This window comes from Bifidobacterium catenulatum PV20-2 (genome assembly GCF_000800455.1).
In the GTDB taxonomy this organism is placed as follows: Bacteria; Actinomycetota; Actinomycetes; order Actinomycetales; family Bifidobacteriaceae; genus Bifidobacterium; species Bifidobacterium kashiwanohense_A.
Window position 1 is genome coordinate 2156812 of record NZ_CP007456.1, and the last position, 25668, is coordinate 2182479.

18 protein-coding genes are annotated in these 25668 nt (G+C 55.2%); 4 read left to right on the forward strand and 14 right to left on the reverse strand.

Annotated features, from left to right (window positions below):
• Positions 1 to 187: 187 nt before the first annotated feature.
• From AH68_RS09250 to AH68_RS09275, 6 genes are all read right to left on the reverse strand, one after another.
• A complete protein-coding gene (locus tag AH68_RS09250) occupies positions 188 to 1318 on the reverse strand; it encodes a glycoside hydrolase family 172 protein (RefSeq protein WP_052189270.1) in 1131 nt (376 codons plus the stop codon).
• 68 nt (positions 1319 to 1386) lie between these two features.
• A complete protein-coding gene (locus tag AH68_RS09255; protein ID WP_039199423.1) occupies positions 1387 to 2265 on the reverse strand; it encodes a carbohydrate ABC transporter permease in 879 nt (292 codons plus the stop codon).
• 75 nt (positions 2266 to 2340) lie between these two features.
• Positions 2341 to 3279 (reverse strand): carbohydrate ABC transporter permease, encoded by a 939-nt coding sequence (locus tag AH68_RS09260; RefSeq protein ID WP_039199425.1) that lies wholly within the window; start codon positions 3277 to 3279, stop codon positions 2341 to 2343.
• Positions 3280 to 3442: 163 nt separating this feature from the next.
• Positions 3443 to 4750 carry an ABC transporter substrate-binding protein gene (locus AH68_RS09265; protein ID WP_039199427.1) on the reverse strand — a complete coding sequence of 436 codons (1308 nt, stop codon included), beginning with the start codon at positions 4748 to 4750 and terminating at the stop codon, positions 3443 to 3445.
• A 248-nt stretch (positions 4751 to 4998) separates the two neighbouring features.
• Entirely contained in the window at positions 4999 to 6021 is a 1023-nt protein-coding gene (locus tag AH68_RS09270) for a LacI family DNA-binding transcriptional regulator (RefSeq protein ID WP_039199428.1), read from the reverse strand.
• Between the two features lie 713 nt (positions 6022 to 6734).
• Positions 6735 to 8984, reverse strand: coding sequence for a glycosyltransferase family 2 protein (locus AH68_RS09275; protein ID WP_039199430.1), 2250 nt, complete (start codon positions 8982 to 8984; stop codon positions 6735 to 6737).
• A 296-nt stretch (positions 8985 to 9280) separates the two neighbouring features.
• Between AH68_RS09275 and AH68_RS09280 the strand changes: the two genes are divergently transcribed.
• The 4 genes from AH68_RS09280 to AH68_RS09290 all read left to right on the forward strand — a co-directional run bounded on the left by AH68_RS09280 (position 9281) and on the right by AH68_RS09290 (position 14280).
• A complete protein-coding gene (locus AH68_RS09280) occupies positions 9281 to 10549 on the forward strand; it encodes a chitinase (protein ID WP_236682406.1) in 1269 nt (422 codons plus the stop codon).
• Positions 10550 to 10657: 108 nt separating this feature from the next.
• Positions 10658 to 11776, forward strand: coding sequence for a hypothetical protein (locus AH68_RS11105; protein ID WP_236682407.1), 1119 nt, complete (start codon positions 10658 to 10660; stop codon positions 11774 to 11776).
• Positions 11683 to 13131, forward strand: a complete 1449-nt coding sequence (locus AH68_RS11110) for an EAL domain-containing protein (protein WP_236682408.1) — start codon at positions 11683 to 11685, stop codon at positions 13129 to 13131. Before AH68_RS11105 ends, AH68_RS11110 begins: the two co-directional genes overlap by 94 nt.
• Positions 13132 to 13263: 132 nt before the next feature.
• The gene (locus AH68_RS09290; protein ID WP_039199434.1) at positions 13264 to 14280 is read left to right on the forward strand and encodes a LacI family DNA-binding transcriptional regulator; all 1017 of its coding nucleotides are present in this window, start codon (positions 13264 to 13266) and stop codon (positions 14278 to 14280) included.
• Positions 14281 to 14377: 97 nt separating this feature from the next.
• Here AH68_RS09290 and AH68_RS09295 read toward each other — a convergent pair whose 3' ends face one another.
• From AH68_RS09295 to AH68_RS09330, 8 genes are all read right to left on the reverse strand, one after another.
• Positions 14378 to 15685: an N-acetylglucosamine-6-phosphate deacetylase gene (locus AH68_RS09295; RefSeq protein ID WP_039199436.1), complete on the reverse strand. Its 1308-nt coding sequence runs from the start codon at positions 15683 to 15685 to the stop codon at positions 14378 to 14380.
• A gap of 161 nt (positions 15686 to 15846) precedes the next feature.
• Complete coding sequence (gene nagB / locus AH68_RS09300; protein WP_034880391.1) at positions 15847 to 16659, reverse strand: glucosamine-6-phosphate deaminase; 813 nt, start codon at positions 16657 to 16659, stop codon at positions 15847 to 15849.
• A gap of 80 nt (positions 16660 to 16739) precedes the next feature.
• On the reverse strand, positions 16740 to 18752 hold the full coding sequence (locus AH68_RS09305; protein ID WP_039199439.1) for a beta-N-acetylhexosaminidase: 2013 nt from the start codon (positions 18750 to 18752) through the stop codon (positions 16740 to 16742).
• A 78-nt stretch (positions 18753 to 18830) separates the two neighbouring features.
• Positions 18831 to 19772, reverse strand: coding sequence for an ROK family protein (locus tag AH68_RS09310; RefSeq protein WP_052189216.1), 942 nt, complete (start codon positions 19770 to 19772; stop codon positions 18831 to 18833).
• A gap of 108 nt (positions 19773 to 19880) precedes the next feature.
• Positions 19881 to 20840, reverse strand: a complete 960-nt coding sequence (locus AH68_RS09315) for a carbohydrate ABC transporter permease (RefSeq protein ID WP_039199441.1) — start codon at positions 20838 to 20840, stop codon at positions 19881 to 19883.
• Entirely contained in the window at positions 20837 to 21781 is a 945-nt protein-coding gene (locus AH68_RS09320) for a carbohydrate ABC transporter permease (RefSeq protein WP_039200065.1), read from the reverse strand. The genes AH68_RS09315 and AH68_RS09320 overlap by 4 nt, the downstream gene beginning before the upstream one ends.
• A 274-nt stretch (positions 21782 to 22055) precedes the next feature.
• Positions 22056 to 23363 (reverse strand): ABC transporter substrate-binding protein, encoded by a 1308-nt coding sequence (locus AH68_RS09325; RefSeq protein ID WP_039199443.1) that lies wholly within the window; start codon positions 23361 to 23363, stop codon positions 22056 to 22058.
• Between the two features lie 458 nt (positions 23364 to 23821).
• Positions 23822 to 25645 carry a glycoside hydrolase family 13 protein gene (locus tag AH68_RS09330; RefSeq protein ID WP_039199445.1) on the reverse strand — a complete coding sequence of 608 codons (1824 nt, stop codon included), beginning with the start codon at positions 25643 to 25645 and terminating at the stop codon, positions 23822 to 23824.
• Positions 25646 to 25668 lie beyond the last annotated feature (23 nt).

The window sequence follows — 25668 nt, forward strand, 5'->3', positions numbered from 1 at the left end:
ACCGTGATATCTAACCCCGTCTGCGCAAGTCGCATTTCCCACCTACGCAACCCGCACCCTGCGTCTGCACAACCCACAAAATCGGGTTAAAACCCGGGTTGTGCAGGCACAGAACGCAAGTCATGCAGACAGCACAACACCCCGAACCGACCGAATAGAACGAAAATCGTAAGTTCGGGGGCAAAAATCAGCGGGGCTGACGGAAGCGACGATCTCCAATCGGATCGAACGGCGCGTGCGGCTCGAGCTGATACCAGTACGCGACGGAAGCGACGTCGTCCTGACGTTCGAAATTGCCACCCTCTTCAGTGCCGATCTGCTGCCATTCCACGCGCAAATCATGCTCGAAATAAATCGGATCAGGAATATGCCAGCGATACAGTCCGCGGGTCACAGGCGTATTCACATCCCAATACGCACTTTCGCGATGCGAGGCGAGACGCTGTGAATAGAACGGGAACCCGACGTACGGCGCACAGAACGTCTGCTCATACATACGGCCATGCTCGTCAAAATCAGCGAAACTCCACGCGCCGCCAAAATAATCCTCGGCACCGGTGCTACACCATGTAGGGTACTGATCGTCTCCATCGATGTACATTTTGACTTCGCCCTCGCCCCACCAGCGGCTTTCCAACGCGGTGAGCGCCAGATACGTGCCGACATATGCGCCGCGTCCCTGCACACCGTCAAGCACCACATAATCGCGGGCAAGTTCGGTGACGCGCTCGCGACGCCACTGCGCATGGAAACGCATGGTGCCGGCCGGAAGCGCATCGTATTCGGTGTAGTCGATTTGGTAGAAGAACGCGGGAACGTCTTCGTTGTGATCGTTGCGGAGCACGATGCGCGCATGTTCGAACGGCATGGAGAAGTAGCAGTTGAAACCGCGATTGGGTACGACCACCACCGGCATCGAATTGACTCGGCAGGCCTGCGCGTGGCCGCAGCAGAAGAAGTCGCCGATCGGGCATTGCACGGACGGGGTTTCCTCGCCATCCCAATAGAATTCCAGGATCAGGTTACGAAGCACGTTCGGGCCGGTAGGCGACGTGCGGTCAGTGACGGTCATCCAAATATGGCGGATCACGCCCGGACCGTCCACGTCCATCAAAGTGACGCTCTCCCCCGCTTTCACGGTTTGGATGCAGGGGCTGCCTTTGCGCGACGGGCCAAGTGCACTGGCCGCAGTGGCCGCAGTGCCCTTGCCGCCTGTGGGATTCTCGGCGTTCACACAACGCGTGCGCCCTGGTGCCGCAACCGCAAGCGAGTCCAGCGGACTGCGCGCGGCGAACGCACCCAATGAATCGACCTGCATATCGCGACGTGAGCTGTTCTGCATGGCGCTCCAATCGTTATCTCGAGTCATAAGAAACCCCTTTTCTGCTACTTTACGGCACCGGCGGTGATGCCTTGCGACAACTTGCGCTGGAAAATAATGAAGAAAATAATGGTCGGCACAATGCTGAGCAGCGAAGCTGAAGCAAGCGTGGTCGCATCCATCGTGCGCTGCCCCTGCAAGGTGGCGAGCGCCAGCGGAATGGTCTGCACGTCATCGCTCATCAGGAACGCCATCGGAATCATGTATTCGTTCCATGTCCACACGAAGAAGAACACGAACAGCACACTGATGGTCGACCAGGAAATCGGCAGCACCACCTTGCGCAGAATCTGCCAGCGCGAGGCGCCGTCGATGGCCGCCGCTTCGAGAATGGCCTGCGGGAACGTGCCGTATACGGATGACAGCAGATACGTGCCATACGCACTTTGAATGATGGTGAAGATGATGATGATCGCCAGTTTGGTGTTGTACAGTCCGACCTGCTTGAACATGGTGTACAGCGGGTAGAGTAGCGCCTCCTGCGGCATCATGTTGGCGAGCATGATGGCGAGTACAATCCACGTGTTGCCTTTGACTCTGCCGATGCCGAGAGCAAAGGAGTTCAGCACGGAAAGCACGACGGCGGCCACTGCCACTACCAGCGCAATAACCAAGCTGTTCCAGAATTTCAGCGGGAATTTGGTGGTGGTCCAGAAGGAGATGATGCCGTCCATGGTGAAGTGTTTCGGCAGTGAAAGCGGACCTGTGGCATTGTAGTCGGCAGGCGTTTTAAACGCGTTGACGGTGAGTACGAGCAGCGGGAAAAGCACGAGCAGTGCGGCTGCTATGAGCACGATGAGGGTGATCCAGTCGCCGGTCGAGCGCACATGTTGGGTTTTCTTGGATGCTTTCCGCGCTGCCGATGCGGTCATGGTTTGCGTCATGATTGTTTCCTCGACTTTCGAAGTCTTACGAGTCTTGCGAGTTCTACATTTGACGGGTCTTGCGGCTTGGACCGTTCAGACCAGTTCCTTTTCGACGTGCTTCTGCACCATGGTGAACACGATGGAGAACACGATGATGACCACGGTGAGCGCCGTGGAGATGGCCGCGCCGTAGCCGACTTGTTGCACTTGGAAGAATTGATTGTAGGAATAGTATGATGGCACGGTGGTTGCCGTTCCCGGCCCGCCTTTGGTGAGCAGATAGACCGGTGCGAAGGTTTTCAGCGCGCCGATGGTGGCGGTGAGGATGACCACCAGCAGTTCGGGAATGATGGACGGCAGCGTGACCACACGGAATTTCTGCCACCAGTTGGCTCCGTCAAGACCGGCCGCCTCGTAAAGTTCAGGATCCACGCGCTGCAGACCGGACATGAAGATCACGATCGGATAGCCCAACTGGATCCACACCAGAATGAACATCAGCACCGGAAGCGCGCTATCAGGGCTGCCGAGCCAGTTATGCTGCAACGATCCCAGGCCGAGCTTGACGAGCAGCGCGTTCACCGCGCCATCTTCCGGACGGAAGATCCAGCCCATGATGATGGCCGCGACAGCAACCGGCAGCAACTGCGGCAGGTAGAACATGGCTCGCAGGAAGGAAGCCGTCTTGCCGCCGAATTTCTTCTGAATAACGTCAGTCAGCAGTGACGAAATAAATAGTCCAAGAATCGTAGGAATAACTACGATAGCCACAATAATCCAGAATGAATTAGCGAATGAAATCCAGAACGTGGAATCAGCGAACAGACGTTTCCAATTCTGCAATCCAACGAATTTAACCGGGCCAACTCCACGCCAGCGAGTGAGACTCAAGTAAATGTTCCACACGAATGGAATAACGACGATAACGAGCAGACCTACCAGTCCGGGAACAAGATATGGTACGAATTTTGCGGAACGGTTTCCGGGAAGCCTTGACATTGAGACTCCCCCGTTTTTGGTCTTCTTTGACATTTTGGCTTTTCCTTTGGTTGCGCTGCGTTGCCTGTGAATATTTACGATTGCGATATTGATTCGCAAGTTGTAATTTGCGATACCGCACGGGATTATTCATGATTGATACTGAGCAAAACCGGAATAATCCCGTGCGATGTCGGATATGAGATCAGATATACGATCAGTTGGTCTTGACGCCCATGTCTTCCACACCGACGTCGTACTTCTCGTGGATACCCTTGAGCACGTCGGCCGGCTTCTTGGTGCCGTTCACCAGTTCCTGGAATTCCGCCGGAACAGCATCGGTAAGGTTGGAAGCGGCGTAATCCGGGTAGTAGCTGAGCTTGCCATCATTGGCGTAGGAGGCGTATTCCTCGATCATGGCCTTGCTCTTCTCGTCGTTGATCTTGCTGGCGTCGCCCGCCACCGGAATTCCACCGGCGTTGCCGAGGTAGTTCTGCACATCGTCGGAAAGCACGTAGTCAATGAACTTCGCAGCGAGATCCTTGTGGTGCGAGCGTTCCGGAATCACCAGCAGATTGCCTGCGCAGCCAATCGCGAAATTCGATTCCGGCATCACCGCGGCGTCCCAATCGAAAGTGGTGATCTGCTTGACGAAACGTCCCTGATTCCAGGTGCCGGTCTGATAGATCGGATACTCCCCCTTGATGAATGCCTGCGTGGTGTCTTCGGCCTTCATACCGGTGGCGTTGCGGGAGATGAAGCCCTTGCCGAGCCAGTCGTTGATGGTGTTCACGGAATTGGTGAGAATCTTGGAGTTCCAGTCGACATCGCCCTTGTAGAGCTGCCAGTTGTCGATGAATTTGGCGTCGGCCTCCTTGGAAACCAGCTGCCACCACAGCCACATCACGCCGTATTCCTGCGCGTCGGCGGCGATCGGCGTCACTCCGGCATCCACGAATTTCTGGCAGACGTCCACGAACTCGTCATAGGTGGTCGGAATCTCCAGCCCGTACTTGGCGAACAGATCCTTGTTGTAGTAGACGCGCTGGAATTCCGCGTAACTGGTCATGCCGTACCAGGTGTCACCATCCATGATGCCGTTTTCATCATACTTGGCCACGGCCGCATTGGCGCCGGTCACCTTCTTGTCCCAACCGTATTGATCGACGTAATCACCCAAATCGGTGAGCAGCCCCATGGTGGAGAGCACGCCAGCCGAACCGTTGCCGCGATTGGATTCCATAAGATCCGGCGCCTCATCGGAATTGAGGAATTGGCTGCCGTTCTGCGCGATCTGCGTGAACGACTTGCGTTCGAAATTGATTTTGACACCCGTTTCCTTTTCGAAGGCTTCCGCGGCGCGACGCCATGCCTGGGTCTGGCCAGCGTCGTCTTCCTCGTAATACCAGAACGACAGGCTGTCTGGCATTTCCTCGTCTTGCGCGGTGTCGCTGCCGCATGCAGCGAGCGTGGTCAGCGACATTGCCACCACGGCCGCAAGTGCGATGCCTCGTGTGATCTTCATGGTTTCTCCTTTGTTATTGGTGGTTGTGTTGTTGAGTTATGTCTCAAGTTGTTTTTCAGTTATGAAGATTGATATGTGTCGCCTCCTTTTTTCGAAACGTTTCGACGATGGCCGCGGATTAGCGCTTTTCAATTCGGCAATCACCATCTTCGCTTCGGCTACAACGCCTTCACTTACTTTCGAATCGTTTCGATTATGGATACAGAAATCCGTCCGCCTTTCACGGACATACTCCTACAGTTTTCTTTTCACACGTCACCAACTTTGGTAACGGAACCTCGACTATGCATGACCGGAGCGGACAGCTCCACCAATCCCTTGATGTCGCGATGCTCATCGATGGCGTCGACCAGCAGATCCACAGCCTTAGAACATAATTCCTGCGGCATGACCGGCATCTCGGTAATCGGCTGCGGCATCAGCTCTCCCTCGAAATACGTGCCGCACGACAATACCGAAATATCATCTGGCACCCACAATCCCGAAGCCTGTAATTGCTGCAATACCAACTTCAGCACATTGGCGTTCGCCTGGTTGACAATCGCCGTGGGGCGCTCATCCAAAGAACGAAGCTCACGCACGAATTCCACGGCATCAAAACGATCGTCACGATGCTTGGAGGATTCATGAATCGTCATGCCCAACTCTTCGGCACGTTCCAGCAAAGCCTTGCGGAACAGCAGCACATAGCCCGAACCGCGATCGTAATCGGTCTCATTGTCACGCAAAAACATAGCACTCCGATGCCCCTTGGAATACAGGCAATCCACAGCCATACGACCAGCCGTAGCAAAATCGATATCGACACAGGCACAGCCTTCATGCTCTGCAGGGTAACCGATGGCCACACAGGGTTTGGAATATGAGCCAGCCTGGGCGGCACGCTCGTCATGTTCCTCAATGTCGAGCAGCACCACGCCATCAACCAAGTTGCTTTGCGTCACGCGCCGAATGTCAGCCACCGCGTCCTCGCCGGTAAGCAACAGCACATCATAGCCACGGTTCTTTGCCTGCCATGCGGTCTGCAGAAAGTAAGCGTTGTATTTGGCCTGATTGATATCACCGCGAATCGGCGCGCTGAGCGCAAAAATATGATTGCGCATACCACGCATTTTACGGGCGCTGGCATCCGGAGTATATCCAAGTCGTTCAACGGCGGCCATCACCTTATCGGTGGTTTTGGCGGAGATGGAACGCTTGCCGGAAAGCACGTACGAAACGGTGCTAACCGACACTCCCGCCTCCTGGGCTACGTCTTTGATGCCCGCCATCTTCCGCCTCCTTCGGCTCTCCAAATCGCTTGCGCCACACATTGCGCGTGCCGCAATCCTCACTCATCATCCAACGAAACCATCCGCCAAGTCTCCCGGAATCTCTCCTACGGACCCTGTTCGACAAATTTATCGAATCGTTTCGTCGAAACGTTTCACTAATCGTAAAACAGTAATTCCGATTTGTCAAACGTTTTGACACGCCTGCCCATCATTCCCCGATAATAAGAGAATCCAAACAAACTACCGCAGATTTTGCAGCTACTTCTTTCGCTTTCTGTGGCGGACAGGTTTTGTATCAACCGGCGATGGGACAGGCACCAAAGTCTGCCGTCATCCGCCAACGCAACCCCTTGCCACATGTATAAAAAACCGGGAGCACGATGGGTCTTGCTCCCGGAATTACCGCACCATCGAAGGCTTTGTTTACTGTCCCCCCGCACGGACGATCCCATTCCCATCGGACCCTAGGAGGCGCTCGACACAAGGTCGCTTCGACCCGCCCCTAGCCTAGCCACTTTTAACGTAGGACAAGTAGCACGGCGGAAACCTTCTTGCGGATTTGCAAACCTTCTTAGCCCGTTCCGACCGACCGGCAAGCCGATACGGACAAGGTTTTCAAAAGTTTGTACCTCAATGATACCTTCACACGAAGATAACAACTCTTTTATGCTTTCGGAATACGCGCAAACGGCCCGGCACGCGCATATCGATCAGAGCGGGCGGGACTCGTAGATCATTTGGCGGTCGCCGAAGTAGAGGGCGTCACGCCATGAGGACTTCTTGCGGGCCGCCTCCTGCTGCGGTTCCTTGATCGGCACGAAGAACCAACGAATCAGACCGGCCACCATGTCTTGCACGGAATGCCAGATGCCGATATATGCAGTCAGCGCCCAGAACGTCACGATCGCATTGAATCCGGCGAACACCGCGTTACCCCAGTTATGCGAAAACGTATCGGCATAGAACACCATGCACGAATAAATAATGATCACCCACGGCATCGTCACATACAATGCCGGAGACGCAGTACGATTATTGACCTTCGGCGTGCGCGCGAACGGAATCTTCGTGTTCGTCATGCCCTGCTGAATCGACTTGAGCGTACCGGAAAGATTCACCGTCAACAGCACGATATTGAAACCGTAAATACGGAAAATATCAGAACGCTTATACCCGTTACGTTTCAAATCACTCGACATGGTGGCAAAATACGGCAACGAAGCAAGCACCACCCACGGGCTGAGCAACCGCTGATTGAACGGATACGCCAACAGGAACATCAAGCCGAAACTCGACCATGCGATGGACGCCATGTAATTCACGCGCAACGCCCACTCGCCCAGCTTCACATCATTGCCTTGCTGATGCCGGGCATGCACGATGTGGAAGAATTTGCCGATGATCAGCAGCCCACCGTTCGCCCAACGTCGCCGCTGCACCACCAGCGAGCCGAAATCCGGAGGCGTAGCACTATAACTCAACCGCTCCGGATAATTAACCAAATGCCAGCCGAAATAGCCCAAATCAATGCTGGATTCGGTGTCTTCAATCACCGTGCGATCCTGAATATACGTTTTCACCGTGCGCGTGCCCTCAGTTGAGACCACGCAGATGTCGTCAAGCGCGGCCTTGCGAATCACCGCGTTCGCACCCACCCAGAACGTGGCGTCATAGTACGTCATGCCCTGATGCAGCATGTGCTGAATGTCGGTGGTGGCGGCCGCGATGCGTTCGATTCGTGTCGGCGCACCACGATACGAGGAATACGGGGTTTGAATCACGGCCACGCGCTCGTTGCCCGGCTGTTCCATCTGGTACACCAAACGCAGGCAGTAATCGCGCAGCAGCATGGAATCGGCATCGAGCGTCAGCACGTATTCGGAATTACGCATCACAAAATCCGGAGATTCGTCCTCGTACACGTCACGCAAAATCACGCCATCCGACGTTTCCACACGCTTCAACGAGTGCCCCATCAATCCGATGAACGAATTCAGATTCATGGCTTTGTTGCCTTCACGGGAGGTCGATGCGTACAGTTTGCGCTCGAAAGACCATCCTTTTGCGGTGAAGATACGCACCAAACGTTCATACAGTTGCAGAATGCGATTCGCGTCGACATGCTGCTGCAATGTGATCGATTCGTTCAACGCCCGTTCCGTCAAACGCAAGTCGCGTGCAAGACCGCGCAATACCTGATCGCAGAAGAAATCGTCGGTATGATCTTCGATCAGCCAAGTATCGGCCTTATGCTCCAGCCATTGTGCGGCCGCACGATAGTCTTCCGCACAGCGTGCGACCACGCTACGTCTCGCATCCATCTGATCGGCGAGCGCCGCAGCGGTTTCGTCTCGCGCTTTCGTGAAGCGTTCGGCTGGCACCGCCAATTCGGCGAGCACTTTCGGCATAAGTTCGCGGCTTGCTTTGAGGATCGCGCGCGCTTCGTCATTTTTAGGATGTGGAGGATCGTCGATTAAGAGTACGACTGCCAGATCGGGAAATTCTTGCAGTGCGGCTGACCAGATTGTTTTTTCGACGACTTTTGGCTGTTCCACATACGATGGGATGAGTACGGTGATGCCTTTGCTGTAGTTGTGTGCGAAATGGTCGTCGAGCATGGCTCGAGGTACGCGCTCATGCCGGATGAAGCGGTATAGCGCTCCTTGCCGTGTGACCAAGTAGACGAGCGCACTGAAAATCAGCGTGGTCACAATCGTCATGTACAGCACGCCTTCAACCACGAAACGTAATGTGAGCGAGGGATTGTTGACGAACAATGACAGAATCATCGTGATCATGTAGATAAGCCATGAAATAACCGTGCAGATGATGGCAACGTAACCGAGCACGACTCGCGTCGGCGAAGGCTTGTCATGCATAATCGCAAGCGGTTGCGTGGAGGTTTCCGCTCCCCACTGATGTTTGCGATCACCACCCTCAGTATCCCCTATTCTTGCCACCTCAAACCCCTTTGAATTGCCAGCGCCGTCTCACCGGCGCAAAACATACATCACTGCCTAAATCGTCGTACTAGCCACATACTACACTCCTTTACTGTTAGCGAGATATAAGAGAGCCAGCGCACGAGAGGAATACCCAATCCCCGTGAAATCCCCCGCCTGCGCACTGAAGCCAAGCGGGGGGCACAGCCTGTTTTGACCATCCGATGACCCCATTGGCATGGCAGCTTGACGATTCTTGATGAAAGGGAATAATGAAACCCTTGTTTCCAGGAAGGCGATTTTCCTTCCTCCGATTGTTCATAGCAATACTATGCATCGCGCTCGTCGCGGCCGGCACATGGTCGTGGATCACGTTCACGCGAACGGCGGCTAAGAAATTGCCGGAACCCTGGTTCGGCGGCTATGTGGACGTGACCACAACCCCCTCATACGAGTTCGAATCCAAGGTGGGCAATGTCTACCGGAATGTGATTCTCGGATTCGTCACCGCCGGCGACGGCTGCCAGCCGAGCTGGGGCGGCTATTACACGCTTGATGAAGCAACCTCCACACTTGATCTTGACAGCCGCATCGCGCAAACCTACAAAACCGACCGCACGGTAACCGTCAGCTTCGGCGGGCAGAACGGTACCGAACTGGCCACCGCATGCACTGACGTCGACGCGCTTGCCGACGCATACCAGCAGGTGATCGACCGCTATCACATCACCTCACTCGACTTCGATATCGAAAACACGAATCTCGACGGCTACAGCGAAGCCGCAACCCGGCGAGCGCAGGCCGTGGCAAAACTCATCGCCAATGAAAAAGCGAAAAACAAAGGAAAAGACGATACCAGCCACGATCTGATCATCAGTCTGACGCTTCCAGCCGACGCGAAAGGCCTTACAATGCAAGGCATGCAAACCGTGAATGCGTTTCTGGACGCCGGCGTGACGCCCTCCACCGTGAATCTCATGACCATGGATTTCAACGTGGCATCCACGTCGATCACACAATCCACCCTGATCAAAAGCTCGTTGAACGCGGCCCACGCGCAATACAAAACCTTGCTGTACAGCCGCGGCAGACTCTTCGGCGACCATCAGATCTGGGAACTGCTGGGAGCCACCGTGCTCATCGGCCAGAATGACACCAAAAACGAGTATTTCACGCTCGACAATGCGCGCGAGATCAACACGTTCGCGCTGGAAACAGGCCTGGGACACTTAAGCATGTGGTCGTTGAACCGCGACCAGCAATGCGGCGAAAACTATACGAACACAAACACGCTCAAAACGTTCTGCAGCGGCAGGAAACAGACGGACGGCGAATTCGCCACCACCCTGGGATCAGGATTCCGAGGCATACCGGGCACGCTCGTCGATTTCGACAACGCAAGCTGGCATTCCTCTCAGGAGGCCTACCCCACATGGGAGCCAGACGTACTGTACAAGCACGGCGACAAGGTGATCCGGAACGGCAATATCTACGAATCGCTGGGCAACAACGAAAACGAGCAGCCAGACAGCGCCGAGGAAGGCACCAACGCACCGTGGCGCATCATCGGACCGGTGCTATAAACGCTTGCCTCAGCGAGGCACAACCATAGACACAATACAAGGCGGTAACACAAGACAGTCGCTACTTTTCAGCAAAAGTGGCGCGCAACAAGGAAACGAAAAACAATCATGGCATCGAAGCAATCGAAACATCAGGCAGCCACCGGCAGTCAGTCAAAAGATGGCATCAGAAAACCGGTCAGACTCACCATTCTGGCCATCATCTATGCGTTGTGCATTGCGGCCGCGATTGCCGTGCATGCGCAGGAGGGTGCGCAGCGGTTCATGGAAAACCCTGCACGCATCTGCATATGGTCGGCCTGCTTTCTGCTGTGCCTGATCTACCACAAAAAACGTTCGTCGTATCGCGTTGCCGCCGAACACACCGTGCTGCCACCGTTGACCGTCATACTGCTGGTAACCGGCTATTTTCCCGACGTGGCCATGTTTCTGATCATCGTCACCATCATCACGTCGATCATCACCGCACGCAGTCTGAAAATCGGCATTCTTCGCGCCGGAACCACGCTTGCGACAATCCCATTAATCAAAATATTATTTGCGCATACTTCTCACGTACTGTCGATTATTATCAACCAGCATTCCGTCAATGCTGCATTTAATCCTTTTCAATTTCAGAATTGGCTGCTGCCATTGCTGATCATGACTGTTGCAGTGCCGATTATTCGATTGATTTGCGATATTGTAACGTTCTTTTTTATACAAATTCCGATTCGTAAAGCCATGCACGAGTATTCACTGTCTCACATTCTTGCCATGACTTTGGCTGATTTGATGGCAATTGTGTGGATTCCTGAAATTCTGCAGTTCGCCAATATTGGTTCGGATACTGCCACCGTGCTTTCCGTGTTCATGCTGGCACTGATCGCCTACTCGCTGTTGCTGATGACGGTCGATACGATGAGCAGGCTCGCACGATCCCGAAGTGCGCTGAAATGCATTGCGAATGTGAGCGACGCGCTGCCGTTGCCGAATCAAGTGCCGGAGGAGACCGTGGTGAGGCGCATCAATCGTGGCCTTGCCCCCCCCACATGCGCTGTTTCGTCAGCGATGCAAACAATCTTGATAAAAGAGGATATTCCTACCGATATTCCGCGCCTATTTCCACCGGCTCGCGACAGTATTATATTGCGATGGAACGCAGCATTTGGAATCGTCCGTTCATGTCGATCGACGAAACGATATTGTCCACTTGCGGCGGAGTGCTTGCTGAATCGTTGCGCGTGAACAAGGAAGTGACGCTGCTGCGCACCGAAGCGGAAACGGATACGCTGACCGAAGCGCTCACGTATCGTGCGTTCATCGGGCATTTGAAGAGTCTGCAGACTGAAAATGTGCATAATCTGGTTGCCGTGGTGTATTTCGGTGTGGAGCATTTGCGCACCGTCAACGAACATTATGGACGCAAAATCGGCAATGCCGTGCTGCGATCCGTGGGCATGCGTTTAAGCCAGCTGCTGCCGGAAAACGCCACGCTTTCGCGCGTGAACGGCGCGGAATTCGCCATGATTGTAACCGATGTGACGTCAACCAGTGATGTGGAGGAGTTGGCCACACGCATGCGCAATCTTGCCGTCATGCCGGTGTACACCGAAGAGGGTGAGGTTTCCGTGGACGTGTCGAGCAGTATTTCGTTCTCGAATGCGACGGACGGTTTCGCCGTGCTGCTTGCCGATGCGAGCGCGCATATTTACGAGTCGGAAAGTTCCAACCTGCCGGCGGTCGACGGCACGACGGCCACGCTTGCCGCGCAAAATGGTTCAGACGATTACGTCAACGCGTCCGACGTGCTTCGCCATGCAATCGAAGACAATACGATTTCCGTGCTCTACCAGCCGATTTTCGATGTGAATACGAAGCGCATCACTTCACTGGATACGATCGTGCGCGTGCATGATGAGAAGGGCCGTACGCTGGCACCGTATTTCGTAACGGCCGAAGCGCATCGTCTCAATATGAGCGTGCAACTGACACTCGACGTGCTGGAAACCTGCGTGAAAGACATGACCGCGTTCCGCAAGGTGGCACCCGAATTGGATATTGTGGACATTTGCATGAATGGTTCGGAACTGGGCGCGTCCGTCTTCCACGAGCGCTTGGAGCAGTTGACTCATGAGCAGCCACAGCTGCGTTTCGGTTTGCAGTTGGGATCGCATGCCATTCATGTGGCGCATGATGAAGTTGATGATGAAGTTGATGATGAGGTCGCCGATCTTGCCGCTTTGCCGAACGTCGAGTTGGGTTTGACCAATGCTGGCACCACGTATTCGGAGGTTGCTGCATTCGCACATCTTCCGTTGGATTTCGCACGATTCGACAAAACGGTAGTTCGCGCTTTCCGTACGCCTCGCGCGAAGCAGATCATGCAGCGCATGCTCGAGATTTCGCGCGACAATGATGCGTTCCATGTGGTGTTCGATGGCGTGGAGACTTTGGATCAGGTTGAGTTCATCCGTTCCATCGGAGGCACGCTTGCGGAGGGCACGTTGTTGAGTAACGCCATGAACGCCAACGAGTTCCTCATGCGCCTCGAAACCATGGGCACTTCATTGCCCGAAGCCGCCCCGAGACAAGCTGAGTAAAGAGGATTCTCGTTTGTCGCACGACTGCTTTATCTCGTGAAATGCTTGGAGGAAATACGGCAGGATGGAATCATATGTGCTAAATTAATTAGTAAACCTGTTTAGCCAATGATGGCTTTGAGGAGGATTCGAATGGCCACTATCAGAGAGATAGCAAAACGGGTAGGTTTCTCCCAAGCCACTGTTTCGAGGGTTTTGAAGGACGATCCCACCTTTTCGGTGAAGGATTCCACCCGTGAGAAAATCCTAAACGCCAGTCTGGAAATGGGGTACAAGAACGTACCGCAATACCAACGCATCACCATTCCGCAAGATATTGCGATTCTCGACAATGTCATTCCCGACAAGGGTTTGCAGGACGCGTATTTCGACGATTTGTGCGAAGTGCTCGTCAAGCATGCCGAAGAGCAACGCATGAACGTGACCATGCAGGAAGACGTGGATTCGTTGATCGCCAACGCTGACAAATACGCGGGTTTCATTTCGGTTGGCCCGTCGCCGTTGGATCGTAAGACGTTGCACCGTCTGCATAAGAAACTTCCCCACGGCGTCTTCATCGACATCAATCCTGCGCCAGCATTGTTCGATTCGGTGCAACCCGATTTGGAACAGACGATTTTGGATGCGAGTGACGCGCTTATGACGTCCGGTTGCTCACGAATCGGCTTTATTGGCGGCTTGGGCAACATTATGGGCGAGCATGAATATCCGGAAGATGTTCGTACGTTCGCATTTCGCAATTGGGCGCTGCGTTTGGGCTTGGACGTGCAGGGATTAGTGTATGCGGATGGCCCGTTCACTGTGGAAAATGGCCGTTTACAAGGGCATCAGTTGGTGCAGGATCATGCTGATGATTTGCCCGATGCAGTGATTGCTGCCGCCGATCCGTTGGCGGTTGGCGTGCTGCAGGCATTTGCCACCGAAAATGTGATGGTACCGCGAGATATCAAAGTAATCAGCATAAACAATCAGGAGATCGCGAAATACACGTCTCCCGCATTATCGTCGTACGACATCAGCCAGGACGAACTTGCGAAAGCTGCAGTACTCATGCTTGCCGAAGCACTGACCGCCAACCGCAAAATCAGCCAGCATATGCGAATCTCCACCAGTCTCGTCGCCCGCGACAGCTTCACCCCGCAAGACTGAAAATAAACGCAAGATTGAAAATAAAAACTTGAGATACAGCAAGGACCGGCATCCCGTTACGGAGCCGGTCCTGCAATTACGTTTCAGCAATCGCACCTCAACGAAGGAGGTGGGCGTCGCACCAGACGTGTTCGACGGCCCAGGTGGCGGGGTCGAGCAGAAGCACGTCGGCAGCATAGCCGGGGGCAAGCAGACCGAGCGGCTGCTTGGTGACCGGGTTCGCACGGTTGAAACCGAATGCTTTAGCCGGAGTCAACGTGGCGGCTTCCACCGCGTCGGTAGGCGTGAATCCTAATTCGAGCACCGCACGTTGCACAGCCTTTTCCAACGTCAACGTGGAACCGGCAATCGCACCATTCGACACAAGCCGAGCGTGACCATCAATCACATTCACATCCAACGCACCCAGCAAATAATGACCATCCGGGCAATCGGTGGCAGCCATGGCATCGGTCACAAACGCAATGCGATGCGGGGCGAAACTGAATCCCAAACGCACCATCGGATCCTGCACATGAAAACCATCATTAATCAACTCGATAGTGACGCGCGGATCTTCAACGGCAGCCGGAATCGGGCCTGGCTTACGATGATGCAAACCATTCATCGCATTGAACATGTGCGTCATAATGCCCGCACCCGCATTAAAACCCTTGCGAGCGGTCGCATAATCGGCATCGCAATGTCCCACCGCAGGAACCACTCCAGCCGCAGCAAAACGACAAATCGCATCAATGCCATGCGGTAGCTCGGGGGCGATGGTGATCTGCCGCAAACAGCCGTTCGCAGCATGCAAAAGCCGATCAACATATTCGGGAACCGGATCCTTCAAGCATTCCGGATCATGCGCACCCTTGCGAGACAACGCGAGGAACGGTCCTTCCAAATGAGCGCCGAGAATGTCAGGGCGGGCACTCATCATGCCATGCACGGTTTGAAGATTGGCGCACATCACGTCTAGCGGATTGGTGATCAAACTGAGCACTTGGCGGATGGTGCCGTGCATCATATGACCTGCGCGAGCCATGCGTATGCCTTGCACACCATCATCGAAGGAACTTCCCCACGAACCGTGCGCATGAATGTCGACGTAACCGGGAGTCATCATGCGACCTGCAGCGTCGGTGACGGAACCAGCCGAACCGGTCATGGCATTGCCGGAATCAGCCGAACTGACCGAATCGGAATCAGTATCGGCATCCAAACCGACGCTTGCGCAAGCCGCAGCAAAATCATCGTCCCGATTCCCAGTCGCAATAATCGCACTACCATCGGAAACCAGCCAATAATGCTCCGCAACACCTCGCGCATCGACTTTGCGCGCATTGTGAATCGCAAACGGGCGGGCCGACTGCGCCAACGCAATGTCCACCTCATTCGCAAAACGCTCCCGAGACTGTTCCATATTCAAACCTTCCTACTCACTCACAGTCATATTCCTCAATTAGCATTCAATTCTTCCAGCCAGTGGAAGAATTGCCCCGCTGACAGGCCGAAAAAACGTCCGGAATGTTCCAGCGTGTGGAAGAATCCGGACGCTAGCGGACACCGACTGCGGAGCAGCAATCAGATGCGCTGCCAAGCGGGCTTGTGAGCGTAGGCGTAACGGTAGTAGTCCTTGTGGCGTAGGCGGCTCGCAGCCTCTTCGTCCACAATAATGGTAGCGTGCGGATGCATTTGCAGCGCGGACGCCGGGCAGAACGCGCTCACACCGCCCTCCACCGTTTCGGCCACAGCTTCGGCCTTGCCTGATCCGAAGGCGAGCAGCACCAAATGGCGAGCTTTGAGAATCGTACCAATGCCCTGCGTGATGCAATGCGTAGGCACCTTGTCGATGTCGTCGTCAAAGAATCGGGCGTTATCGATGCGTGTCTGTTCAACCAGCGTTTTGACGCGCGTTCCGGAAGCAAGCGACGATCCCGGCTCATTGAAGCCCACATGCCCATCTGTGCCAATGCCCAGAATCTGCACGTCTATGCCACCGGCCTCTTCGATCGCCTTATCGTAGGCAGGGCCGGCAGCCGCAATGCGTTCGCCGTCGCTCAACGGTGCCCCGTCAAGCACGTCACCAGGCACGTGCACCAAATCAGGGTTCAGTCCAAGCGGTTCCACAACCGTGCGGTGAATGGTGGAATGATACGACTGCGGGTGATCAAGCGGCAATCCCAAGTATTCGTCCAATGCGAAACCGCGCACCTGCGATACGTCAATATGCTCACTGTGCACAATGCGTGCGAGCGACTGGTATGCGGCGAGCGGGCTGGATCCGGTTGCAAGTCCCAGCACCGCATTCGGCTTGGTTTTGATGAGATCGGCGACTGAACGGCCGTAAATATCGCCCGCTTCGCGTTCGTTTTTCACGATGATGACTTCAGTCATGATGTTCCTTTCATTGAACTTGGATTGACGTTTTCGTTTGCTGATTACTTGAAAATTTGTTTGACGATTTATCTGCTGATTCACCGCAACTCGTCGGCCGCTTTCCACACGGTTTCCTGAATGCGGTGCAGTTCCGATGGTTGGCTCGTCACGGCCCATTCCTTCGCATAGGCCTCGCACCAGCATTCGAGCTCGCGTGCCAGCGTACGGTAATCGGAAGGCTGCCGATCGTCAACGTCACGCGCATCACGCACGCCATGTGCGTCGGCGAGCGCGAACCCCACTCGATTGAGCAACAGCTGACCTTCCATGGCGATACGCACGGCAGCTGCAATGCCCGGCTTTCCTGTATGTGCCATAATCGGCGCGATTTCAACCATGCATTGCTGCAACTTACGATTGGCTTGCGGAATTCGTTCGATTGTCGTTGCCATATTACGCATCATGCGATCACGCGCTTCACGCAAGGTCAATGCGGTTCCCTGATTGGCAAGACGTTCGGTCAAGCATGGGATGGTTTGCGCAACATCAGTATTGCAGTTTCCCGTGCCATCATCCAATTCGAGATATTCCACAAGCTCACGCCAAGTAAATACGGCTTGCGCGGAAGCGTTACAAAGCAATGCAACGAATCGTGCGCTGCAATCGCCATATTCGACGCGCGAAATACGCGCGAGCAAATCATTTTCGGCACTATTTTCGTCAGTATCTTTAACAATACTTTCGGCAGTATCTCCGGCAGGATTCCACGCATATTGCGCACCGAATATCATGCCAGGCACGGCCATGCGCGGATCGTTGACATGCCCAAAATCACCCCAATCGGTGACGAGCATGCCTTCCGCACCACAGTCAATGCCGTAGCGCGCGATACGCGCAATGTTGTTCCATGCGTCGTCGACGCGCGGAAGCAGCGCATTCCACCCCCATACTGCCGGGCATACGATTTGTTTGGCTCCGGCTTTCGCAACAAGTTGGATTTTCTCGTCGGTTGCTTCCGGATCGTACTGCCAGTTCAGCAGGGTGACGTTGTTTGGCAGGGTTTCGAGGATTTCCGGCATTTCGATGGCGATGTCTCCCCAGAACATGGGCTCGTGGCCTTGCTGGGACAGGTGTTCGCACAGTTTGCCCACGTATGTTGCGTACAGCGTTGCGACGCCCACACGTTGCGCTTCCTGCTTCGATTGGCCTTTGCCGAGGTCGAAGGTTTCGTCTGCGCAGATATTAAACCGCTTCGTGCGGAAGAGTTGCAGGTACGAGTCGACCAGTTGCGTGGAGAACGCGAACGCTCGATCGTCGGCGACGTTGAGTGTGTGGTGCCTCATGCGTTCGATGAAGCTGAACGGCCGGTCTGCGTCTTCGGGGAATTCGCCAAGTTCGCGCAGTTCCTGCGTGCGCATCGCCACGTATTGGTGGCCGAATGTGGAGACTGACGGCACGAGTTCGATGCCAAGGTTCGCACAGTATTGGTCGAATTCAAGTATGTCTGCCGGCGTGAGCGGGCTTGAACCACGCCATGTTTCGCTCATGCCGTCGAATGCGAACGTATGCTCGATGTAAAGCTGCAATTGGTTGTATTTGTAGAGGCAGAGCTTGTCGGCCCACTGTTTGAGCCATGCAAGCGTTGGCACGCGGCCGCGCGTCGCATCCAAGTAATATCCCCTGATCCGATATGCGGGAGCATCTTCGATCTGCAGCACTGGTAGCACGGCACCGTTTTGACGTATGAGTTGACGCAGGGTCTGCACACCGTTGCGCATGCCCTCGAAATCGCAACCGGTAATCGCAATACCGTCAATATCAATAGTCAGCGTGTATGCACCGGGAGTGCCAGCTTCTTCCGACGCGTCCGAATCCGCAATATGCAAACTGATGAATCCAGGCCACATATCGCCAGTCGCAACATCCCAATCAAGCCCTGTTGTGGAACGTATGTCGGCAACAAGCTGATGTGCAAGCAGATAATCACCATCGCCAATTGCAATGGATTCGTTCACACGACCCGCGTAGGGCAGCGATACCACGCCTTCGCCGACCGTCATGCTGTTCGGTTCGGGAATGATCGCCCATTCGCGGGTATTCTCATTTGTCATCGATTTGCCTTTCAGCTTTCTGAATTCGCCGTTTTACGCGGATCATTGTGCGATTACCTGCAACTTGTTGCACGTCGCTTACATTGTTTGATTTCCCAACTGTGCTCGTTTTGCCGCGAGCGCAGCACCGATTGCGCCGATTGGTTTATCGACCGCTGCGATTCTGATTTTCGATGCGATGTCAAGTGTGTTCAGGAATCGGCAACCTTCTGCCCTGCGGCTCAGTTCGGCTTGAATGACTTTGATGAGATCATTGCCGGTTTTCGCCATGCCTCCGCCGATGATGATACGCTGCGGATCATAGGCTTGGGCGACGATTTGGATGACGTCCCCCATGCCGTGCGCCACTTTGCCGAGCACGTCGTTGGCATGCTCGTCTCCTTGCCGCGCTTTGCGGATGAGGTCAGGCATGGGCGGGTTCGCGGAGGGCCAGAGTTTTGCCACGGCTCCGCCGGATGCCACGGTTTCCAAGCATCCTCGCTGTCCGCAGGGGCATGCGAATCCATTCGGGTCGATGGGAAGATGCCCGATTTCGCCGATGCATCCGCTGTACCCGTGTTCGGCTTGCCCGTCGCGTACGATCCCTGCGGCCAGGCCGGTGCCGAAGTTGAGGAACACCACGGTTGCGTTGCCGTCTACGTGTTCCACGAATTCCGTGGCTCCGACCGCAGCCGCGTTCACATCGTTTTCCACGTGAACCGGAACGCGCATAATCTCACTGATGCGTTCGCCGAGTTCCAAGGTTTCGATGCCGAGATTGACAACGTTGCACACCCGCCCAGTTTCGCAGTTCACCTGCCCTGGAATGCCAATGCCGATGGGCAACGGTTCATTGGAGAGTATACGTGCGACGCGTACGATGTCGGTTACAACGTTGTTTTCGCCGGGATGCGATGGCATACGGCAAACGTCGACAACGCGGTCTGTTGCGTCGAGCAGCACGCCTTCGATTTTTGTGCCGCCGATGTCGATACCGATGCATCCTTGCGGACGATTGTTGTGGTGCAGTCTTGCGTTCATTGCATATACCTGCCTGGAATAGGATAGGTGCCCGGATTGCGGTTGTTCCGTCGCTCCGGGCACCCGTGCGCAGCGTTTACGCCACGCACGGAGTTGGATGGATAACCGTCAGCCCTTGACCGCGCCTGCCGCAAGACCTGCCTGCCAGTAGCGCTGCAGACCGAGGAAGAGCACGATCACCGGCAGTACGCCAAGCAGTGCGCCCATCATCAGCGATCCGCGATCGTTGAAGGTGGCGAGCGATACCATGCCATACAGGCCGAGTGTGACCGGCTTGAGGGTATCGGAGGAAACCATCATCAACGGCAGCAGGAAGTTGTTCCACGTTCCTACGAAGAGGAACAGGAAGATGGTCACCATGGCTGGAGCGAGCAGGCGGAGCACGATGGTGAAGAAGATTCTTGCTTCACTGGCGCCGTCGATGCGTGCCGCTTCCAGCAATTCGTTCGGCACGGAGGTTTGCGCGTATACGCGCCCCAGGAAGAAGCCGAATGGCGAAACACAGCACGGGATGATGATCGCCAGCATGGTGTTGGTCAGGTGCAGTGCGTGGAAGATGGAGTACTGCGGAATGGTGAGTAGTGCGACCGGCATCAGCATGCATCCCATGACCACGCCAATGGCGATGCCCTTGCCTCGGAAGTTGAATTTTGCGGTGGCGTAGCCGGCCATCACCGAAATGATTGTGCCGATCAGTGCGGAAACTCCGGAGTAAATCAGGGAATTCAGCACCCAACGCCAGAATTGGCCACGGGTCCACCCCATGAGCTTCGAATAGTTGGTGGCGATGGCGTCAGGAATCTGGTCAAGTCCGACGGCAAACCACAATCCGTTGCTGCTAGTCAGCTGCGATGGTGTTTTGGTGGATGCGATGATGGCCCAGTAAATCGGGAACAGGAAGTAGATCAACGCTACGACGAGCACGATCACGGTAATGGTTTTGACGATCGGCGACGGGCGCATGGAGCGTGGCAGATCATGCTCGGCTGCTTCACGTTGCTTTTCCATCATGCGTTCCGCTTTTCTGCGGGCGCGTTCGTCTTTTCTTGTTGCGACTGCGTTGCTCATTGTTCGTTCGCCTTCCTCTCGACCAGTGCGTAGATCATGGCGAGAATGCCTGCGATCAGTGCCATAACGATGGCGACCGCCGATGCAGGTCCGTCGCCGCCTGGGGTCAGTGTGCCTTGGGATGTGTTCATGGCCATCATCATTGGCGTATAGGTTTTGGAGATGCCTGGATCGGCGGTCTGCATGATCTGCGGTTCGTTGAATAGCTGGATTGTGCCGACGATGGACAGCAACATGGACAGCAGCGCTGCGGAACGCACGTTCGGCAGTTTGATGCGCATGGAAATCTGCCATCCGCTTGCGCCGTCGATACGCGCGGCTTCGTACAGTTCGTGCGGAATGGCTTGCAGTGCGGCCAAGAAGATCAGCATGTTGTAGCCGGTGAACGTCCAGGTGGTGATGTTTGCCATGGAAGCGAGCACAACGTTCTTGCTGAAGAAATCAACGTTTACTCCGATGGCCGCAAGACCTTTGACGATCGGCGAAATCTGACCGTTATACAGGTACACCCAAATGATGGATGCAACCACACCTGGAATGGCGTACGGCAGGAAGTAGCCGAGGCGGAAGCCCGTGATGTGCTTGACCACAAACGAATCGATGACCATAGCCAAAGCCAGCGCGACGACAATCATCAACGGAACCTGAATGAGGGTGTAAATCAGCACCCTGCCCACACCGGACCAGAAATTGCCGGACGTAAGCACATATTCGAAATTCTGGAATCCTACGAATTTATTCACCAATTCGCCGCCGCCGTAAGCGCCACCGCCTTCGGTGACCTGACGGAAGAAACTGGAGTAGATGGCATAGAAAATCGGGATGATGAATACGATGGCGAACAGTATGCCGAATGGCGCCATGAACGCCCATCCTGTTCGATTCTCGCGGCGTTGCGCTTCAGTGCGCTTTGGTTTCGCCGCTTGCGTTGTTGCAATCATGATGTACCTATCTTTCGCATCGGATGTCACTCATCGTTGGTGGCATCTTCCACAGTTCGAATCGCCGTATCCAAATCTTCGTCACGGGAAAGGAGTGCCAGTTTCAGCCGCTCCGTCGAATCAGCTAGATCGATTCATAGGGAATATTCACAGGGAGGAATATTCGTGAGGAATGTTATGAACAACGGTGCGAAGCCGTGTGCCGCGTTGGCTCCACACCGTTGTTGGAGGGGTTATGGAATCAGAGCGGATGATCTCTGACTCCATACGTCGATCACTTCGCTACAGACAGACCGTAGTTCTTGAGGGTGTCGATGGAGGTCTTCTGTGCCACAGGGAACACGTCCGCCACCTTACCGGAACCGTCGGTTGCCTTGTCGGCGGCTTCCTGCATAGCTGCGGCGACCGCGGAGTAGCCCGGCATGTAGTTGAATGCGACCATGTTGTCGTTGGCAGTAGCGAATTCCTTCATCACGTCCTGGCCGCCGTAGAATTCGTTCCAGGATTCAGGAGTCTTCGCGGCTTCGGTGGAGGCTGCCACGATCAGACCCTGGGAGGTCAGATCCTCAACCTGAGTGTTGAACCAGTCGAGGAATTCCATGGCTTCGGCCTTGTGCTCGCAGCCCTTGAGCACTGCGACACCAGAACCACCGTCAGGGCCGGTCTTGGTGCCATTGTCAAACCAATCGCCGACCTGGGCGACACGCCAGTCACCCTTACCGGTGTCTCCTGCGGAGTCCATGAATAGCGGAGCCTCCCAAGCGGCGCCGATGTTGCCGATCAGCGTGCCATCTTGCAGGGATGCGTCGAACGACGGCACCCAACGCGGGTTGGTCAGCGTGGCCTTGTTGTCGATCAGCTCCTGGAAGGTTTCGGCCACAGCCTTAGAACCGCTGCCGTTAGTGTTGACCACCCAAGCGTCATTCTTGACCGTGTACCACGGGTCGGAAGCATTTGCCAAACCTGCGAAGATGTTGCCAGCCTCATCGGCTTCGTAATCCATAATGTACTTGCCGGACGCGGCTGCGGTCTTTGCCGCTTCGATCAGCTCATCCTTGGTTTTGGGAACCTTGATGCCCAGCTCATCGAAAGCCTTCTGGTTGTAGAAGTACACAAGCGGACCAGTATCTTGCGGCAGGCCGTAGGTCTTGCCGTCAACCTGCATCATGGAATATGGGCCTTCGGCGAAGTCGCTCTTGTACTTCGCGGCCTCTTCGGTCACGTCTTCGAGCAAGCCCTTGGTGAACACCTCAGGCACTTCAGCGTAGCCGACCTGTGCAAGATCCGGAGCATTGCCGGCCTTGACATCGGTTTCAAGCTTCTTGATCATGTCTTGTGCGGCGCCATCGAACTTGGTGGCCTTGACCTGAATGTTCGGATGATCCTTGTTCCACTTGGCAACAATGTCTTTGACCAAGGTCATACCTTCGGAATCCGGAAGACGATGCATGTAGGTGAGGTGGACGACCTCCCCGGAATCCCCGCCGGTGCCGGCCGTATTGGAACCGCATCCTGCAAGACCCATGCACAGAGCCGCGAAAGAAGCTGCGCAAACCATCAAACGCTGAGTGTGGGATCGCATATCTCTCTCCTTCGTGAGATTATTCCGGCACCTTCTTGCACCGGATAGTCACAGCGTATCCTCATAATTCTTTTTTGTCAAGTTCCCTTACATTTAAATCAGAAGCAAGCTACAAACAATGCCAAAGCATTGCAATTTAGCCAAACATAGAGTATTCACAAAAGACAGAAATGCTTATATTTGCATCACACAACAGTTTTCAGTAATGCTTATTGACAATAAATACACAACGAAGCATCCTTGCATCGCGGCAAACTACAATATGTATCAGCCCCACACGGGAAAGCGAGAACACCGTGAGCGGCACCAGCCAGTGTTCTCCAATTCACATTTGACGGACATCGACTTCCCCATTAAGAGACGCCACTCCGGGAGATAGACACGCCCCTGACATTGACTTCATGTTCACACTCAACCAGGGTAAGGTCGAGCGTGAACATGAAGTCAGCTTGAGTCGATTAGAGCTGGATCACGACTCCCTCCCAGCGAGCGAGCTCGCCGCGAGCGATCGACTTCACGCTATGTACGGCATCATAGGTGCCGAGCAGTACTTGTGACTCGTCCACGCCATCCTCAAGCAGTTGCGCGACCTCAGCAGGCACCCGCGCCGTCCCATCGGAGAGATTGACCATGACGAGAATCGTGTCGTCGCCGCCGGTACGGGTGAAGGAATACACCTGCTCGCTGTCCGCCGCGACCAGATTCCATTCGCCCGTCGCGACGGTCGCGTTATTGTGGCGCATGGCGATGAGCTTCTTGTAGAACGTGTACACGGAATCAGGATCGTCGAACTCCTCGGCGGCGTTGATCTCCACATGATTCGGATTCACGCCGATCCACGGTTCCACCGCCGCGTCCGCCGCGGTGAAACCTGCATACCTGGAAGCATCCCACTGCATCGGCGTGCGCGAATTGTCACGTCCGATGAGCGCGAGGGCCGCCATCATCGATTCTGCGGACTGGCATTTGGCCTCCTCCACGCGCTGGCGGTAGGCGTTGATGGCCTCCAGATCGCGGTACTGGCCGAGCTCGGTGAAGTGGGCGTTGGTCATGCCCAGCTCTTCGCCCTCGTAAATGTAAGGGGTGCCGCGGTGCATGTGCAGCAGCATGCCGAACGCCTTGGCGCTCAGCTCGCGCGACTCGCGGTCCGTGTCGTCGCCCCAACGGGAGACGACGCGCGGCTGGTCGTGGTTGCAGAAGAACAGGCTGGCCCAACCGGCGTTCCTCACGGCCTCCTGCTGTCTGCTCATTCTATCTTGAAGTTTTTTAGGAGCAAAAGCGTGTGTATCCCATTTTGATTCGGGGGATTGATCGACACTGACGTGGTCGAACAGGAACAGCATGTCGAGTTCCTTGTGGGCCGGATTGGTAATAAACTCGTTGCGTTCCGGAGTGATGCCCGGCGCTTCGCCGACGTTCATGTAGCCCTCACGGCCCTCGAACACCTCACGGCGCATTTCGGCGAGGAATTCATCGAGCCGCGGACCATCGGAACAGAACGGGCTCGCGTTCGTGTATCCCTCTTCGCCTATCTCTCCTTCGGATAATTCCGAGTCGACCTCTCCAGGCAGCCGTCCGTGGCTATCGAGATGTTTCGAGATCAAGGTGATCACGTCCATGCGGAAGCCGTCAATGCCGCGGTCCATCCACCAGTTCATCATCCTGTACACGGCCTTGCGCACCTCCGGATTCTCCCAATTGAGATCCGGCTGCTTCCTGGAGAACTGGTGGAGATAGTATTCGCCGCGCTTCGGATCGTACTGCCAGGCGGAACCGCCGAAATACGAACCCCACCGGTTCGGTTCGGCACCCGGAGCGCCCGGCTCGTGGCCCGGCCTGGCCGGACGCCACCAATACCAGTCGGCATGCGGGTCATCCTTGTCCCGGGAGGCCTGGAACCAGGCATGCTCGTCGGACGTGTGGTTGACCACCAAATCCATCACGATCTTCAGACCGCGCCTGTGCGCCTCGGCAAGCAGCTCGTCCATGTCCTCCAACGTGCCGAACAGCGGGTCGATGTCCTGATAGTCGGAAATATCGTAGCCGTTGTCGTCCTGCGGCGACCGGTAGACCGGGGAAAGCCACACCACGTCCACGCCAAGATCGGCCAAATAATCGAGACGACTGGTGATGCCCTTCAGATCGCCGACGCCGTCGCCGTTCGTATCCTGGAAGGAACGCGGGTAGATCTGATACACCACCGCGTTGGCCCACCAAGGGTTCGGGGTAGCACCGTTGGAACGCACGGCGTCGGGAAGGACGGAACGATTAAAATCAGTCATATCTTGTTTCCTTATTAAATCAA